Origin of the sequence: Streptomyces sp. NPDC002133 (assembly GCF_040296405.1) — a bacterium.
GTDB lineage: Bacteria > Actinomycetota > Actinomycetes > Streptomycetales > Streptomycetaceae > Streptomyces.
Genome location: NZ_JBEOXF010000034.1, coordinates 33346 through 48210, shown reverse-complemented (window position 1 = coordinate 48210; position 14865 = coordinate 33346). Strand labels below are relative to the sequence as shown.

General features: G+C 72.1%; 12 protein-coding genes. 4 read left to right on the top strand and 8 right to left on the bottom strand.

Annotated elements, in window-relative coordinates; all coding sequences use genetic code 11:
• Positions 1 to 4 precede the first annotated feature (4 nt).
• From ABT078_RS27045 to ABT078_RS27035, 3 genes are all read right to left on the bottom strand, one after another.
• Positions 5 to 1975 (bottom strand): FAD/NAD(P)-binding protein, encoded by a 1971-nt coding sequence (locus ABT078_RS27045; RefSeq protein WP_351232144.1) that lies wholly within the window; start codon positions 1973 to 1975, stop codon positions 5 to 7.
• 67 nt (positions 1976 to 2042) lie between these two features.
• Positions 2043 to 3773 carry an alkaline phosphatase D family protein gene (locus ABT078_RS27040; protein ID WP_351232070.1) on the bottom strand — a complete coding sequence of 577 codons (1731 nt, stop codon included), beginning with the start codon at positions 3771 to 3773 and terminating at the stop codon, positions 2043 to 2045.
• 90 nt (positions 3774 to 3863) lie between these two features.
• Positions 3864 to 4517 carry an HNH endonuclease family protein gene (locus tag ABT078_RS27035; RefSeq protein WP_351232068.1) on the bottom strand — a complete coding sequence of 218 codons (654 nt, stop codon included), beginning with the start codon at positions 4515 to 4517 and terminating at the stop codon, positions 3864 to 3866.
• Positions 4518 to 4756: 239 nt separating this feature from the next.
• Between ABT078_RS27035 and ABT078_RS27030 the strand changes: the two genes are divergently transcribed.
• Both ABT078_RS27030 and ABT078_RS27025 read left to right on the top strand, forming a co-directional pair.
• Entirely contained in the window at positions 4757 to 5497 is a 741-nt protein-coding gene (locus tag ABT078_RS27030) for an ABC transporter permease (protein WP_351232066.1), read from the top strand.
• A 347-nt stretch (positions 5498 to 5844) separates the two neighbouring features.
• On the top strand, positions 5845 to 6429 hold the full coding sequence (locus ABT078_RS27025) for a TMEM165/GDT1 family protein (protein WP_351232064.1): 585 nt from the start codon (positions 5845 to 5847) through the stop codon (positions 6427 to 6429).
• A gap of 169 nt (positions 6430 to 6598) precedes the next feature.
• Here the strand turns inward: ABT078_RS27025 and ABT078_RS27020 are convergent, their stop codons facing one another.
• The gene (locus ABT078_RS27020; RefSeq protein ID WP_351232062.1) at positions 6599 to 7270 is read right to left on the bottom strand and encodes an HAD-IA family hydrolase; all 672 of its coding nucleotides are present in this window, start codon (positions 7268 to 7270) and stop codon (positions 6599 to 6601) included.
• Positions 7271 to 7987: 717 nt separating this feature from the next.
• Entirely contained in the window at positions 7988 to 8944 is a 957-nt protein-coding gene (locus ABT078_RS27015; protein ID WP_351232060.1) for a peptidoglycan-binding domain-containing protein, read from the bottom strand.
• Between the two features lie 217 nt (positions 8945 to 9161).
• Here ABT078_RS27015 and ABT078_RS27010 point away from each other — a divergent pair, with 217 nt between their 5' ends.
• Both ABT078_RS27010 and ABT078_RS27005 read left to right on the top strand, forming a co-directional pair.
• The gene (locus tag ABT078_RS27010; RefSeq protein WP_351232058.1) at positions 9162 to 11249 is read left to right on the top strand and encodes a DHA2 family efflux MFS transporter permease subunit; all 2088 of its coding nucleotides are present in this window, start codon (positions 9162 to 9164) and stop codon (positions 11247 to 11249) included.
• Positions 11250 to 11508: 259 nt separating this feature from the next.
• On the top strand, positions 11509 to 12822 hold the full coding sequence (locus tag ABT078_RS27005; protein WP_351232056.1) for a phytase: 1314 nt from the start codon (positions 11509 to 11511) through the stop codon (positions 12820 to 12822).
• Between the two features lie 82 nt (positions 12823 to 12904).
• On the opposite strand, the gene ABT078_RS27000 is transcribed toward ABT078_RS27005, so the two are convergent.
• The 3 genes from ABT078_RS27000 to ABT078_RS26990 form a co-directional block, all read right to left on the bottom strand.
• Positions 12905 to 13411 (bottom strand): GNAT family N-acetyltransferase, encoded by a 507-nt coding sequence (locus ABT078_RS27000; RefSeq protein WP_351232054.1) that lies wholly within the window; start codon positions 13409 to 13411, stop codon positions 12905 to 12907.
• A gap of 152 nt (positions 13412 to 13563) precedes the next feature.
• Complete coding sequence (locus tag ABT078_RS26995) at positions 13564 to 13923, bottom strand: nuclear transport factor 2 family protein (RefSeq protein WP_351232052.1); 360 nt, start codon at positions 13921 to 13923, stop codon at positions 13564 to 13566.
• Positions 13924 to 13981: 58 nt separating this feature from the next.
• Complete coding sequence (locus ABT078_RS26990) at positions 13982 to 14767, bottom strand: SDR family oxidoreductase (RefSeq protein ID WP_351232050.1); 786 nt, start codon at positions 14765 to 14767, stop codon at positions 13982 to 13984.
• Positions 14768 to 14865 lie beyond the last annotated feature (98 nt).

The window sequence follows — 14865 nt, the reverse complement described above, 5'->3', positions numbered from 1 at the left end:
GGACCTAATCAATGCTTGCAAGTTCAACATTTGGCCGGTGGCCGCTTCTCATGCGGATTTCACACCGGGGAGACATGGTCCGGAGCACCGCCCTCGCCACCGCGTCCGCGTCCGACAGCGTCACCGAGTCCACCCCCGGCCGCGCCCCGGCCGCGGTCACCCAGTGCACCCCCTCCGTCGGCACGCCGAGCGCGAACCGGCGAGGATGCGGCCGTCCCTGACGGTCTATGAGGCGGTACGGCCGTTCCGTCACGTCCACGCCCCCGGTCTCGTAGCCGCCGACGGCGTGCGGCCGGCACTGGCCCGTCCGCAGCAGCCGCGCGAGCAACTCGTCGCGGCTGCGCCGCAGGTCGGTCTCCGGAAGCCGGGCCTCGACCAGCGCCGTCGCCGACACGTCCGACCCGGGCACATCGGGGGAGCCGGCCGTGAAGAGCCCGCCCTCCGTCCGTACGGTCATCCGCGGGCCGACCACCTCCAGCACCCCGGCCTCGATCAGCGCGGCCATCTCCTCGATGCGGCGGCGCGGCGGGCCGATGGAGAGGAACGCGTTCAGCGGCGTGTACCAGCGGTCCAGGTGGTCGCGCCGCGAGGTCCCGGACAGCCCGGCGTGGTCCACGATCTGCCGCACCTCGTTGCGCACGTCGCGCAGGACGTCGAGCGCCGCCTTGACCGGGCCCGCCACATTGCCGAGTGCAGCGTGCTCGGCGTCGTGCCGCAGATGGTCGAGGAGCCAGGCGCGGAACTCCGCGGGGCCGGCGAAGCTCTGACCTCCGTGCGGATACGACAGGCGCTCCCAGGACCAGCGGTCGGCCTTCGCGCAGCCGTACGCGTCCAGGACCGCCGCCTCCTCGGGGCTGCCGTGCGGGGCGTCCAGGAAGCGCACCCGGAAGCCCGGCAGCCGCTCGCCCGGCCCGGGGCGCGCCGAGAACAGCGCCTCGTAGTAGACCGTCTCCACCTCCTTGGCGACCAGCGGCCATATCTCGCCCAGGAAGTCCGGCGGATCGCCCGCGTCCGCGCGCTTGCGGAAGACCGCGATCAGGTCCGGCGTGAGCACCAGCGGGTGGTGGCGGCCCGACGCGCCCTTCGCGTTGTCCCCGCGCGCCTGGTAGGGGATCCCGCGCCGCGAGCCGGCGTACAGGCGCGGCTCCCGCCCCGACGGCCGGTACGCCACGCGCTCCCCGACCCGTACGAACTCACCGCCGCGGCCGGTGGTCAGCAGCGCCATGTGGTCGAAGAAGTTCAGGCCGAGTCCGCGCAGCAGGACCTTCTCCCCCGGGGCGATCGCGGAGAGGTCCAGGTCGGCCGGGTTGGCGGGGGAGAAGTACCGCAGCCCGTGCCGCTCCGCGTACGCGCCGAGGCGGGCGGACGTGGCCCCGGGCGCGACCGGCAGATGCCCCTGCGCCAGCACCACCGCGCTCAGGCCGGCCAGGACCGTGCCGTCGTCGAGCGTCACGCGCTGCGAGCCGTCCTCGGTCTCGTCGAGCCGCACCGCCCGCGCCCGGTGCACCTCCACGCGGACCGTCTGCGGCGCCTGCTCGACGGTCCTGCGGAACGCCCACTCCAGGTAGCGGCCGTAGCCGGCCCGCGTCGGATAGTCGTCAGGACCGAGCCGCTCCTCGCTCTCCCGCGTCGCGGCCCACTCGTACAGGCTCGGCCCCGTGCGTATCGGGCCCTCGCAGCCGACGCTCCCGTCGGTGAAGAGGGTCACCTGGGACGCGACCGTGTTCATCAGCAGCTCGGCGGGCTGGTCCGTGCGCCACACCTGGCCGGGACCGGCGGGTGCCGGGTCGACGACATGAACGGTCAGCGGGGTGTCCGGGGCCAGTTCGGGCACGGAGGCGCAGAGTCTTTCGAGGACCGAGGTGCCACGAGGACCAGCGCCGACCAGGGCTATCGCATGCCGAACTGCGGACAAGACAGTGACTCCCGGGACAAATGTGGGGGGTGTGAGGTGCGGGAAGTGGATCGTCCGCATCATCATGCCGTTGCCCCGGCGGGAGCCGAAGAGCCGGGGTGTGCATCAGGTCCCGGTGTGGGCAGAGTCACGGACCATTCGTCAGGTTCCGCTCGTCCACGGTCACGAGGCGCGTATGGGCATGATCCGCCCGCGTCCCCTCCGTCCGCGTGGAGTCTCCTTGCGTCCCGTCCGTCCGCTTGCGGCCCGCCCGCCCGCCGTCATCCCGCGCCTGGTCGAGCCGGAGCTCCGCCGAACGCCCGCGCAGGGCCAGCGTCATGAGCTGGTTCCCGAACCACGGCCCACCGGTCCGCCGCCAGTCGATCACCGGTCGCCCCGCCCGCCCGTGCCGGGCCAGCGCGTGGCCGAGCCGCCGCCCCGACCTGCTCCAGCCGAAGCGGAAACCGAGTCGCACCGACGAGTGGATCGCGTTGTGGACGGGGGAGCAGGTCAGTTGCAGCACCCGCGCGTCGGGGGCCCCGTCGGGCCACTCGGGCTCCGCCACGTAGGCGTGGTGGACGTCCCCGGACAGGACGCACACCGTCGCCGGCGCCGCCGGGCCGCTGCCGGCTTCCGCGATCAGTGCGGTCAGCTTCTCGAACGATCCCGGGAACGCCGCCCAGTGCTCCAGATCCGCCCGTCTGCGCACGTCTTCGCCGAACCGCGCCCACCGCGGGCCCCGCTCGCCCCGGCACAGGGCCGCGTTCCAGCTCTCCGCGTCGTGGATGAGGGGCGGCAGCAGCCAGGGCAGCGAGCTGCCGATGAGGAGGTGGTCGTACGCACCGGGCTGCAGAGCCTGGTCGCGGAGCCAGCGCGCCTCGTCCTGGTCGAGCATCGCCCGCTTGTTCTCGTCCAGGACGCGCCCGGCGCGGGTGTCGACCATGAGCAGCCGGGTCCTGCCGAAGTCGCGCCGGTAACTCCATCGGACGGCGGTCGGGTCGGCGTCGGCCCCCGCGGCGAAGCGCCGCAGCACGTCGGTTCCGTCCGGTGTGTCCCGTACGGCCGCGTAGACCGGGTCCGCGTCCAGTTCCGACGGGGAGAGATTGCCCAGGTGCTGGTAGACCCAGTACGACATCAGGCCGCTGAGCACCCGCTGCTGCCACCAGGCCGTGGCCCGCATCTCGGCCTGCCAGGACGCGCTGGTGTTCCAGTCGTCGATCACATCGTGGTCGTCGAAGATCATGCAGCTGGGGACGGTGGACAGCAGCCAGCGGACCTCGGGGTCCAGCCAGGACTCGTCGTACAGCCGGGTGTACTCCTCGTAGTCGGCGACCTCCGCGCCGGGCGGCTCGCCCAGATCGCGCCGGGCGGCCAGCCAGCGCCGGGTGGCCTTGGACGTGGCGTCCCCGTACACCTGGTCGCCGAGCAGTAGCAGCACGTCGGGGCGCTCCGCGGCCGGGTCGGCGGCCAGCCGGGCGGCGAGGGCGTCCAGTGCGTCGGGGCCGATCGGGTCGTGCTCGTCGGCCGGCGGCGCCGCCCAGCGGCAGGAGCCGAAGGTGATCCGCACCTCTTCGGCGGGGACCGAGGGGGTGTGGATCGTGCTCTCGGGGTAGCCGGAGTCCTCGAGCGGCCAGACGCGGCGGCCGTCCAGCAGGACCTCGTACGCCGTCGACGAGCCCGGGGTCAGGCCGGTCACGGGGATCAGGGCGTAGTGATGGCCCTCGATCTGGAACGTACGCACCGAGCCGCCGGCCCCGTCCGTGGCGCAGCGCACCTCGGCCGTGCAGGGCCGGTCGGCCTCGATCCATACGGTCGCGCGGTCGCCGGTTTCCCAGTCGACGTACCGCAGCATTGGTCCCAGGCGCAGCCCGGCTGCCATGTGCCCTCCTCCGTCGCCCCCGTACGGGTCGCCCCCGCACGGTACGGAACGACGGGGGAGGGTAGCGCGGTTCCTGACGGAATTAACAGGTCAGCAGCCGTTGAGGACGGACTGCAGCGCGGACTTCTCGGCGGAGTCCACCGACAGGTTCCAGTAGTACTTCGTGTGCACCCACATGCGGGCGTAGTAGCACCGGTAGGAGGTGACCGACGGCATCCACTCCGCCGGGTCCTGGTCGCCCTTGGACTGGTTCACGTTGTCCGTGACGGCGATCAGCTGCGGCCGCGTCAGGTCGTTGGCGAAGGCCTGGCGCGAGGAGGTGGACCAGGAGTTGGCGCCGGAGCGCCAGGCCTCGGCGAGCGGGACGATGTGGTCGATGTCGACGTCGGAGGCCGCGGTCCAGGTGGCGCCGTCGTACGGGGAGTACCAACTGCCGCTCACGGCCGCGCAGCTGGAGTCCTGGACCACGTTCGAGCCGTCGCGCTTGAGGACGACCTCACGCGTGTTGCACGAGCCCGACTGGGTGATCCAGTGGGGGAACAGGTCGCGGCTGTAGCCGCTGGAGGAACCTTCCGCCTTGACGGTGAGCGAGCTCAGGTAGGTACGGGCGGTGGAGGCGCTGACCGGGGTGGGCGGAGCGGCGCTGGCGGCGGGGGCGCTGAGCAGAGTGGTGGCGCAGGCAAGCGCGGCGGATGCGGCGAGCACGGCGGTGCGGGGCACTCGACGCGCGTAGACACCTGACATGCGAACTCCCGTGGGGGTGGGTGGGGTTGGCCGGTTGCAGGCCCTGGCGGCAGGGCCCGCGCCATCGTGGCGGCGCCAGGTTTCCTGGGGATGGGCGCCAGGTAACAGAGTGGCGGCATGGACACGTCACATCAAGGGTTCTGACGCCGTGGCCGAAATCCGCAGCACGATCCGCACCACGACCCTTGCTGGAGTCCTGACGCCCCGGCACATCGGCTCGCACCGCTTAGGGTTGGTGCGTGTTGCTGCCGGTCAACGTCACGTTCGGGGTCGTCCTCGCCGTACTTCTGGCCGTCGCGGCCACCGTCGCGGCCGTCGCCCACCTAGGCCCGGGGCGCGCCCGCGAGATCGCCGTGGCGGGGGTGCGCGCCGCGGCCCAACTCGCCGCGGTCTCCCTCGTCATCGGCTGGGTGGTGCACTCCGTACCGCTGCTGCTCGCCTTCCTGCTGCTGATGTACGCCGTCGCCGTGCGCACCGCGGGGCGCCGCATCACCCCGAACGGCACCTGGTGGCGCACGGCGCTCCCGATCGGCGCGGGCGTCGCCCCGGTCGTCGGCGCGCTGCTGCTCACCGGACTCGTACCGGTCAAGGGCATCGCGCTCATCCCGGTCACCGGGATCCTCATCGGCGGGGCGCTCACCGCGACGGTCCTCGGCGGCCGGCGCGCGCTCGACGAGCTCGCCACCCGGCACGGCGAGGTGGAGGCGGGGATGGCACTGGGCCTGCCCGACCGGGACGCCCGGATGGAGGTGGCGCGGGAGGCGGCGTCCGACGCGCTGCTGCCGGGCCTCGACCAGACCAGGACGGTGGGCCTGGTCACGCTGCCGGGCGCGTTCGTGGGGATGCTGCTGGGCGGGGCGTCACCGCTGGAGGCGGGGGCGGTGCAGCTGTTCGTGCTGGTGGGGCTGATGGCGGTGCAGGCGGTCGCGGTGGCGCTGGTGCTGGAGCTGGTGGCGCGGGGGCGGCTGCACCGGGACTGACGGTGCCGGTTCCGGTGCCGGGCTGTCTCCGTGGTGGGCCGGTCCCGGTCCCGGTACCGGGCTGTCCCGGTCTCGGGACCAAGGTCCCTGACGGGGTGGTGCGGGCGTGACGTACTCTTGTGGACGCAGAAGGGGAGTAGCTCTTCGCCGGAACGTCGACATACTGCCGAGCTCGTCTCGGCCGGCGCCCGGAGGCGGCCGTCATCACCGATGGCCTGCCAGCGAGACCTTCGGCCAGCAGTGACCATGTCCATTCATGGTGCTGCCGAGCCGAAGCGACCCCGGAAACGGAAATCGGTCAGGTCTCTCGGTGCGGCGGCGCCCCACCGATTGAGGAAACCTCACCCGTGTTGAGCTTCACGATCATGGCGATCACCTTCGGCGTCGTCTTTCTCGCCGAACTCCCCGACAAGACGGCCCTGGCCGGGCTCATGCTCGGAACGCGCTACCGGGCCTCGTACGTCTTCGCCGGGGTCGCGGCGGCCTTCGCCGTGCACGTCGCGCTCGCGATCGCGGCGGGCAGTGTGCTGACGCTGCTGCCCCACCGGCTGGTGCAGGCGGTCGTCGGTGTTCTCTTCCTCGCGGGCGCGGCGATGCTGCTGCTGAAGAAGGACGACGACGACGAGGAGTCGATCAAGGCGCCGGCCGACCAGTCCTTCTGGAAGGTCTCCGGCGCGGGCTTCATGCTGATCCTGGTCGCGGAGTTCGGCGACCTGACGCAGATCATGACCGCGAACCTGGCCGCCCGCTACGACAACCCGCTGTCGGTGGGCCTCGGTGCGGTGCTGGCGCTGTGGGCGGTGGCCGGGCTCGGCATCGTGGGCGGCAGGACGCTGATGAAGTACGTGCCGCTACGGCTGATCACGAAGGTGGCGGCGGCGCTGATGCTGGCGCTGGCGGGGTTCAGCCTGTACGAGGCGATCGCGGGCTGACCTGGACCTGACGGGGCCGCGACGTCGGCCGGTCCGTCGTTCGAGGACGGACAGGCGGGGCGCCCGGCGGCGGGGGATGCGCTTGCCGCGGGGTGCCTGGCGGCGCCGCACGTTTCCGCGGGTGCCTGGCGGCGCCGCACGTTTCCGCGGGTGCCTGGCGGTGCGGGGGTCAGGCTCGAACGTGGAGGCGGATCGAGCCGTCGTCCGCCGTCTCCACCCGTATCTCGGTCAGGTCCTGGACGTGCACGTCCGGCCCGAACGCCGCCGCGCGCGGCCCGACACCGACGACCCGCATGCCGGCGGCACGGGCCGCCGTGATGCCCGCCTCCGAGTCCTCGAACGCCACGCAGTCCGCCGGGGCGAAGCCCAGTTCCGCGGCACCCTTCAGAAAGCCCTCCGGGTCCGGCTTGCTGACCCCGACCCGCTCCGCGGTCACCCGCGTCCCCGGCATGGGCAGCCCCGCGGCGCCCATCCGGGCCTGGGCGAGGGCCTCGTCGGCCGAGGTGACGAGCGCGTGCGGGAGCGCGGCGATGGCGGCCATGAACGCGGGCGCGCCCGTGATCGGGACGACGCCGTCGACGTCGGCGGTCTCCTGGTCGAGCAGCTCGCGGTTCTCGGCGTGGTTCTCCGCCATCGGGCGGTCCGGCAGCAGGAGGGCCATCGTGGCGTGGCCCTGGCGGCCGTGGACGACCTTGAGCGTCTCGTCGGGGTCGAACCCGTGCCGCACGGCCCAGCCGCGCCAGACGCGCTCCACGACGGCGTCCGAATTGACGAGGGTGCCGTCCATGTCGAGCAGGAGGGCGCGGGTGGTCACTACGGACGGGGTGGGGGTGGCCGGCATCGGCGTTGCTCCAGCTGCGGGGGCGTAATGGACCAGAGTGGTCCCCGCCCGCCGGTCAGGGAGTGCGAGCGGGAACCACTTTGTTTTTGTACGATACAAAACAAAGTGGTTCCGGCGCCAGTCGCGGCGGTGCGGAGGCGGGTGTGCGGGCCGCTGCGCGGGGCCCTTTCCCCTCCCCGCCCCTTCCCGAACTGGGGGCGAGCCCCCAGGCCCGCTGGGGCGTGTCCGGTGCCATGTGGGTGGCCGGGGTGTCCTTCCTCAAGCGCCGGACGGGCTGGATGAGTGTGGCCTGGACGCCCGGCGGGCCGCGGACGGGCTCGGTGCGGCCGGGACGGTCCGGCGGCCCGGGGCGGGCTGGATGAGTGGCGCGGTGGCGTGTGGGCGGCCTGGAGGGTCCGGTGTGTTCCGCGAGGGCCTGGTGTGTGGTCGGGACGGCCGTGCCGGCCGGGGCGGGCCGGATGGGTGGCCTCGACGCCCGGCGGGCCGCGGACGGGCTTGGTGTGGCCGGGACGGTCCGGCGGCCCGGGGCGGGCTGGATGAGTGGCGCGGTGGCGTGTGGACGGTCCGGGTGTGTGGCCGGGACGGTCCGGTCGGCCCGGGGCGGGCCGGATGGGTGGCCTGGACGGTCCGGCGGGCCCCGTACGGGCCTGGTGGGTGGCCGGGACGGGCTGGGGATGTGCCCGGTACCGGGCACATCCCCACGCGTCAGTCGCGGCGTCAGTCGCCGCGGCCGCCGCCGTTGTCGTTCCAGTCGTCGTCGTCGTCCCAGCTGCCGCCGTCGTACGGGTACTCCGTGTCCGCCTCCAGGGCGCGGCGCGTGGCCGGGCCGTAGACGCCTTCGGGGTCGCTGTCGATGCCCCGGTACTGCTGGTACGTGGCGACGGCGTCCTCGACGCGGCCGTCGTAGTGGCCGTGCGGCGGGCCGTCGTAGAGCCGGATCTGGTCGAGGCGTTCCTGGAGCTCGACGACCTCCGCGCCGTTGTCGCCCGGGCGGAGCGTGAGCGGCGCGGCGGAGGTGGCGGGGCTCTGCGACACCTGGCCGGTCGCGCGCGTCGTGGTGGACGGCGAGCCGGGTGCGGCGGCGACCGCGGTCCCCGATGCCGAGGCCGTACCCGAAGGCGATGCCGGGACGGACGCCGATGCCGAGGCCGATGCGGACGGCGACGGACTCGCCTTCTTCGACGCCGAGGGGTCCACGGACGCTTCCGGTACGCCGCTCAGGAACGGCTCCATCGTCTCGATGTCGGGCAGCGCCCTCTCCCCGCCCTCGTCCGCGCTCAGCAGCCCGCCCGCGAACGCGGCGGTCCCGAGCACGGCCACCACGGCCGCGGCCGCGATGAGCACACCGGGGCCGCGCCGTCGCACAGGACCGTCGGGCACGGGGCCGGCGGCCGGAGCGGTGAGCTCGTACTCGTACACGATCTCCTGCGTGGCCGGGCCGTCCATGGACGTGTCCGGACCCGGACCCGACTGCCCCGCCGCAAGCGACTCGGGCGGCGGGCCCGATGCCTCCGGCGGCGACCCCAGCGTCACGTACGGCCTGATGCGCAGCGGATCGAAGTCCTCCGCCTCCGCGATCTCCGCGGAGCGGCCGGCCGAGCGCTCGGCCCGCATCGCGCAGCCGCACACCTCCGTCGGCGGCGTACCGCATTCAGGACATGCCCGTCCCGTCATGGTGGCTTCCCTCCCCTTGCGCTGCCGCCGATTATGCAGCCCCTGTCCAGCCGTGCGACGCCGCGTCCCCGTCCCGCCCCTCGCCTCGGCAGGCCATTACGGGACGAAAAGTTCAGGATGGGAGGACATGGGGTGACATACGAGAGGGGCAAAAGGGACCTGGCGTACGACGAACCCGGTGTACGACGAACCGGCGGACCGGACCCGAGGAGTGCACATGGCTCAGGATGCGGGCAACCCGGATGTGAACCCCGCCCCGATACCCGGACCCGGCACAGGACGCAGCCGCAGGACCGTCCTCGTCGCCATCGGCGCACTGCTGCTCGGCCTGCTGCTCGCGGCGCTCGACCAGACCATCGTCTCCACCGCCCTGCCGACCATCGTCAGCGAACTCGGTGGCCTGGAGCATCTGTCGTGGGTCGTCACCGCCTACATACTGGCCTCCACCGCCGCCACGCCGCTCTGGGGCAAGCTCGGCGACCAGTACGGCCGCAAGAAGCTCTTCCAGGCCGCGATCGTCATCTTCCTCATCGGCTCCGCCCTCTGCGGAATCGCGCAGGACATGCTCCAGCTCATCGCCTTCCGCGCCCTCCAGGGCCTCGGCGGCGGCGGACTCATCGTGCTGTCCATGGCGATCGTCGGCGACATCGTCACGCCGCGCGAGCGCGGCCGGTACCAAGGGCTGTTCGGCGTGGTCTTCGGCGCGTCGAGCGTGCTCGGGCCGGTGCTCGGCGGATTGTTCACCCAGCACCTCAGCTGGCGCTGGGTGTTCTACATCAACATCCCCATCGGCGTCGTCGCCCTCTTCGTCATCGCCGCCGTGCTGCACATCCCGGTGCGCGCCGCCCGGCACACCATCGACTACCTCGGAACGTTCCTCATCGCGTCGGTCGCCACCTGCCTGGTCCTCGTCGCCTCCCTCGGCGGCACCACCTGGGCCTGGGACTCCGCACAGATCATCGGCCTCGCCGTCCTCGGGGCCGTGCTGCTCGTCGCGTTCGTGTACGCGGAGCGACGCGCGGCCGAGCCCGTGCTGCCGCTGAAGCTCTTCCGGGTCCGCACCTTCACGCTCGTCGCCGTCATCAGCTTCGTCGTCGGCTTCGCGATGTTCGGAGCGATGACCTATCTGCCGACCTTCCTGCAGATCGTCCAGGGCGTGTCCCCGACCCTGTCCGGTGTGCACCTGCTGCCGATGGTGTTCGGGCTGCTGCTCACCTCCACCGCATCCGGCCAGATCGTCAGCCGTACGGGACGGTGGAAGGTCTTCCCGATCGCCGGTACCGCCGTCACCGCGATCGGGCTGCTCCTGCTGCACCAGCTGCAGGTGAACACGCCGGTCTGGGAGATGGGCCTCTACTTCTTCGTCTTCGGCGCCGGGCTCGGCCTCGTCATGCAGGTGCTCGTGCTGGTCGTGCAGAACGCCGTGCGTTACGAGGACCTCGGCGTCGCGACGTCCGGGGCGACCTTCTTCCGTTCCATCGGGGCGTCGTTCGGTGTCGCGCTCTTCGGCACCCTCTTCACCAGTCGGCTGAGGGAGAACCTCGCCGACGTCTTCGCCGGACGGCCGGTCCCGCCCGGCACCGGCCCCGATCAGCTCGCCGCCGATCCGCGGGCCCTCACCGAGCTCCCACCCGGCCTGCGGGCGGACGTCCTGCAGGCGTTCTCCACGTCCATCACGGACGTCTTCCTGTACGCGGCGGCGGTCGTCCTCGTCGCGTTCATCACCGCCTGGTACCTGAAGGAGGACAAGCTGCGCGGCTCCGTCACCGCGCCCGAGGTCAGCGAGACGCTCGCCTCCAACCCCGTCCAGCGCTCCTCGTACGACGAGTGCGCCCGCGCGCTGTCGGTGCTGGGGTCGCGCGAGGGCCGCAAGGAGATCTACGTGAAGCTCACCGTGAAGGCCGGTCTCGACCTGATCCCGGCGGCGAGCTGGCTGCTGCTGCGCATCAGACGGCACGGCATGGTCGAGCCTTCCCGGCTCGTCGACGTCACCCCCGTACCGCTGAAGACGATCACGCAGGCGTCCCGGCAGGTGGAGGAGCGAGGGCTGGCCCGGCGTGAAGGGCTGTCGCTGATCCTCACCGACAAGGGTGACGAGGCGGCGGCGAGACTGGCGACGGCCCGGGAGGAGTCGCTGGCCGAGCTGCTCGGCGACTGGTGGGGCCCTGACCGGCCCACGGACCTGATCCAGCTGGTGAAGGAGCTCACTGCCGAACTGTGCGGTTCGGACGGCGAACGCCCGTACAGCGGCGAGCCGCACCGCGACCACCAGGCGTGGCACCAGGAGCACCCGCTGAGGAGGTGAGGGGACACGAAGGACGTGTGGGGGCACGACCCACGTGTGGGACGACGAACGACGTGTGGGAACACGAACGACGTGAGCGAGACGCATTCCGAACTGCCCTGACATCACGGCGCGTTGCAGCCGCGCGGTCCGTTCATCAACGGCACATGTGTCCAACCGTCGCCGTACGCCGCGCCGCCATCCCGCCGTTCGACGCTCACGCTCAGCAATTGCCATGTTCCCGACAGTGATCCACTGTTCCCGACCGTGAGGAGACTTCATGAGACGGCAACGCCCCGTCCGGTCCGCCGCGCTCGTGCTCGGTACGGCGCTCGCCGCACTCACCACCGCGGCGGTGCCCGCAGGAGCGCAGGCCGACTCCTCCCGTGCGCTTCCGGCGGTGACGCCCCGGGCCGAGGCGCCCACGCTCCACGACGACGCGGCGGGCGGCAACGCCAACGCGGACGACCCGGCGATCTGGCGCAACGCCGCCGACCCCGACCGGAGTCTGGTGATCGCCACGGCGAAGGAGGGCGGACTGCGGGTCTACGACCTCGACGCCCGGCCGGTGCAGTCGATCGCGGCGCCTCCCGCCCCCGGACCGGACGATGCGCCAGGGCGTTTCAACAACGTCGACCTCGTCCACGGGCTGAGGCTGTCGGGCGGGCGCGCCGATCTGGCCGTCGTCACCGACCGCGGGCACGACCGGCTGCGGGTGTACCGCATCGCCGCCCCGGGCCGTCGCGGCGCCCCCCTCACCGAGATCACCGACCCGTCCGCCCCGCCGGTCTTCTCCGCGGACCAGGACGAGATCAACGAGCAGACCACGGCCTACGGCCTGGCCACCTGGACCGACCCGGCGACCAGCCGTGCGTACGCCCTCGCAAGCCGCCGCAACCGCACCGACGTCGCGCTCCTCGAACTCGTCCCCACGCCCGCCGGCACGGTCACGTACCGCAAGATCCGCACCATTGAACTGCCGTCCGCCTTCCGGCTGCCCAACGGCACCTCCTGGACCCCGTGCGCGGAACCGGGCGAACTGCCGCAGGTCGAGGGCATGGTGGTCGACCCGGCCAACGGCATGCTCTACGCGGGTCAGGAGGACGTCGGCATCTGGCGCGTCCGGGCCGACCTCACCGGCCGGCCGAAGCTCCTCGACAAGGTCCGCGAGTTCGGCGTCCCCGGGACGTACGACGAGGAGACCGAGGAGTGCACCCCGGGCGCCGATCCCGGCTACGGCGGCAAGCGCCTCGCGGCCGACGTCGAAGGACTGGCCCTGCTCACCGAACCCGACGGCGACGGCTACGTGCTGGCCTCCAGCCAGGGTGACGACACCTTCGCCCTCTACGACCGCGAGCTCTCGGACGGCAACGAGTACGAGGGCGGCTTCCGCGTCACCGCCGCGTCGGTGAGCCTGGACGGCTCCGAGGAGTGCGACGGTGCCGCCGTCCTCAACGCCCCGCTCGGCAGGCGCTACCCGCACGGTCTCCTCGTCGTCCAGGACGGCCACGACACCCCTGGGGACGGCGAACGCGAGGCGACCGGCTTCAAGTTCGTGGACCTGGGTGAGGTCATGGACCGCATCGACGACTGAGTCCGATCGAAGGGCGCCGCACACCGCTCGGATCAGCGGCGTTGTGCGGCGCCTCGCGGTTCACACCGGAACACCCGCACCCCTACGGGTTCTGCGGTTCCTGCGGTTTCTTCAGGTCCTTGCCGTACCAGATCTCCATGTACGGGCCATCGCAGTACGCCGGGATCTCCGCGTAACCGTTCCTCACGTACAGCGCGCGCGCCTCGACGAGGTCCAGCCGGGTGTTGAGCACCATCCGCCGCGCCCCGAGCCGCCGCGCCGCGTCCTCCAGCACACCGAGCAGCGCACGCCCGCCGCCCGTGCCACGGAAGCCGGGCCGCACGTACACCCGCGTCAGCTCCGCGTGCTCCGCGTCCATCATGAGCACCCCGCCGCAGGCCCCGGCCTTGCCGTCGTACCGCCCGACGACGAACTCCCCGGTGGGCACGGAAAGCCTCTCCACCCCGTCGTCGGCGAGCCCCTCGTCGATCTCCGCCCGGGTTGCGGGCCGCTTCCAGTAGCGGCTCGCGACCTCGTCGTAGTAGTCACGGCGCAGAGCGGTGGCGTCGGGGGTGTCGTAGCGCTCGGGGCGCACGGACCAGGTCGTCATGCCGTTCTCTGTACCTGATCCGCGCGTCCTGGCGCGAACGGGTTATCGGCTCTCGCGGCACATGGCTCGCGGGTTCCGGGCTCGGGGCTCGCGGGCTTCCGGCTCATGACTCATGGCTCTTGGCTTCCGGCTTCCGGCTCAGGGCTCCCGGGTCAGGGTTCGATGACGAGCCGCTCGATGAGGCCGCCGGTGAGAACGAAGCGGTAGTGCAGGTCGACCACGCCGCCGGGGAAGTCGCCTTCGAGGTGCTGGGTGACGGTGAAGTGGGTGTCGTCCGTCTGCTGGGCGTGCGTGAGCTCGACGGTGAACGTGAACTCGCCGGCCGCCTGGTTCAGCCACTTCTCGATCGCCTCGGTGCCGTAGTGGGTCCGGCCGTCGTCGACGACCGTCGCGTCGCCGGCGAAGGCCGTGAGGGCCGTGGCCGTGTCACGGACGCGGTGGGCTTCCAGGTAGCGGGTGACCACGTCGGGGAGCGTGGCGGGGTCGATGGTGCGGGGCTGGTTCTCGTCCATGGCGGGCCTTCTGCGTGGGTGAGGCTTCAGGTGGGTGAGGCTTCAGGTGGGTGGGGTCTCAGACGGTGGGGATGGTGCCGCCGTCGATGACGTGCTCGGCGCCGACGATGGCGGAGGCCCTGTCGGAGACCAGGAAGGCGACCAGTTCGGCCACTTCCTCGGGTCGGTTGGGGCGGCCGAGGGGGATGCCGCCGAGGGAGTCCATCAGCTTCTGGAGTGCCGCTTCGGTCGTGATGCCGTCGCCCTGGGCGATCCGGTCGACGAGGGCGTCGGCGGCGGTGGTCTGCACGAAGCCGGGTGAGACGGTGTTGACGCGCACCCCGTACGGCGCGACCTGGTTCGCGAGGCCTTTGCTGTAGGTGGTCAGCGCGGCCTTGGCGGCGGCGTAGGCCAGGGTGCCGTTCCACAGCGGCATCCGGCGCTGGATAGAGGTGACGTGCACGATCGCGCCCTTGCGGGCCTCGATCATGCCGGGCAGCAGACCGCGGTCCAGCCGGACGGCGGCCAGCAGGTTGACGTTCAGTTCGTTGGCCCAGTCGTCCTCGCCGAGCGCGGCGAAGCCGCCGGCGGGGGCCGCCGAGCCGCCGAGGGTGTTGACCAGGATGTCGATACCGCCCAGGCGGTCGAGGGCCTCGTCCACCACGGCGGCCGCGCCTTCGGGTGTGGCGAGGTCGGCGGCGATGAAGGCCTTGGGCTCGGTGTCCCGAGGGCGGCTGCGGGCGGTCACCAGCACGGTGGCCCCGGCCTGCTCGAGCCGCCGGGCGATGGCGGCCCCGCTGCCCTTGGTGCCACCGGTGACCAGGGCGCGACGACCGTCGAGGGATTCATCGAGAGGGGTGCTCATAGGAGGTTCCGGTCCCGTCTCGCGAGTCACTGCTGGATCCAGCAGTGACTGCTAAAATAGAAGCAAGTGACTTCGACTTTAGCAGCAACTCATTGGGG

What these genes read in the sequence shown, in the direction of transcription:
- ABT078_RS27045 (WP_351232144.1), bottom strand. Translation starts at nt 1,975, where the DNA reads ATGCGGACGATCCACTTCCCGCACCTCACACCCCCCACATTTGTCCCG.
- ABT078_RS27040 (WP_351232070.1), bottom strand. Translation starts at nt 3,773, where the DNA reads ATGGCAGCCGGGCTGCGCCTGGGACCAATGCTGCGGTACGTCGACTGG.
- ABT078_RS27035 (WP_351232068.1), bottom strand. Translation starts at nt 4,517, where the DNA reads ATGTCAGGTGTCTACGCGCGTCGAGTGCCCCGCACCGCCGTGCTCGCC.
- ABT078_RS27020 (WP_351232062.1), bottom strand. Translation starts at nt 7,270, where the DNA reads ATGCCGGCCACCCCCACCCCGTCCGTAGTGACCACCCGCGCCCTCCTG.
- ABT078_RS27015 (WP_351232060.1), bottom strand. Translation starts at nt 8,944, where the DNA reads ATGACGGGACGGGCATGTCCTGAATGCGGTACGCCGCCGACGGAGGTG.
- ABT078_RS27010 (WP_351232058.1), top strand. Translation starts at nt 9,162, where the DNA reads ATGGCTCAGGATGCGGGCAACCCGGATGTGAACCCCGCCCCGATACCC.
- ABT078_RS27005 (WP_351232056.1), top strand. Translation starts at nt 11,509, where the DNA reads ATGAGACGGCAACGCCCCGTCCGGTCCGCCGCGCTCGTGCTCGGTACG.
- ABT078_RS27000 (WP_351232054.1), bottom strand. Translation starts at nt 13,411, where the DNA reads ATGACGACCTGGTCCGTGCGCCCCGAGCGCTACGACACCCCCGACGCC.
- ABT078_RS26995 (WP_351232052.1), bottom strand. Translation starts at nt 13,923, where the DNA reads ATGGACGAGAACCAGCCCCGCACCATCGACCCCGCCACGCTCCCCGAC.
- ABT078_RS26990 (WP_351232050.1), bottom strand. Translation starts at nt 14,767, where the DNA reads ATGAGCACCCCTCTCGATGAATCCCTCGACGGTCGTCGCGCCCTGGTC.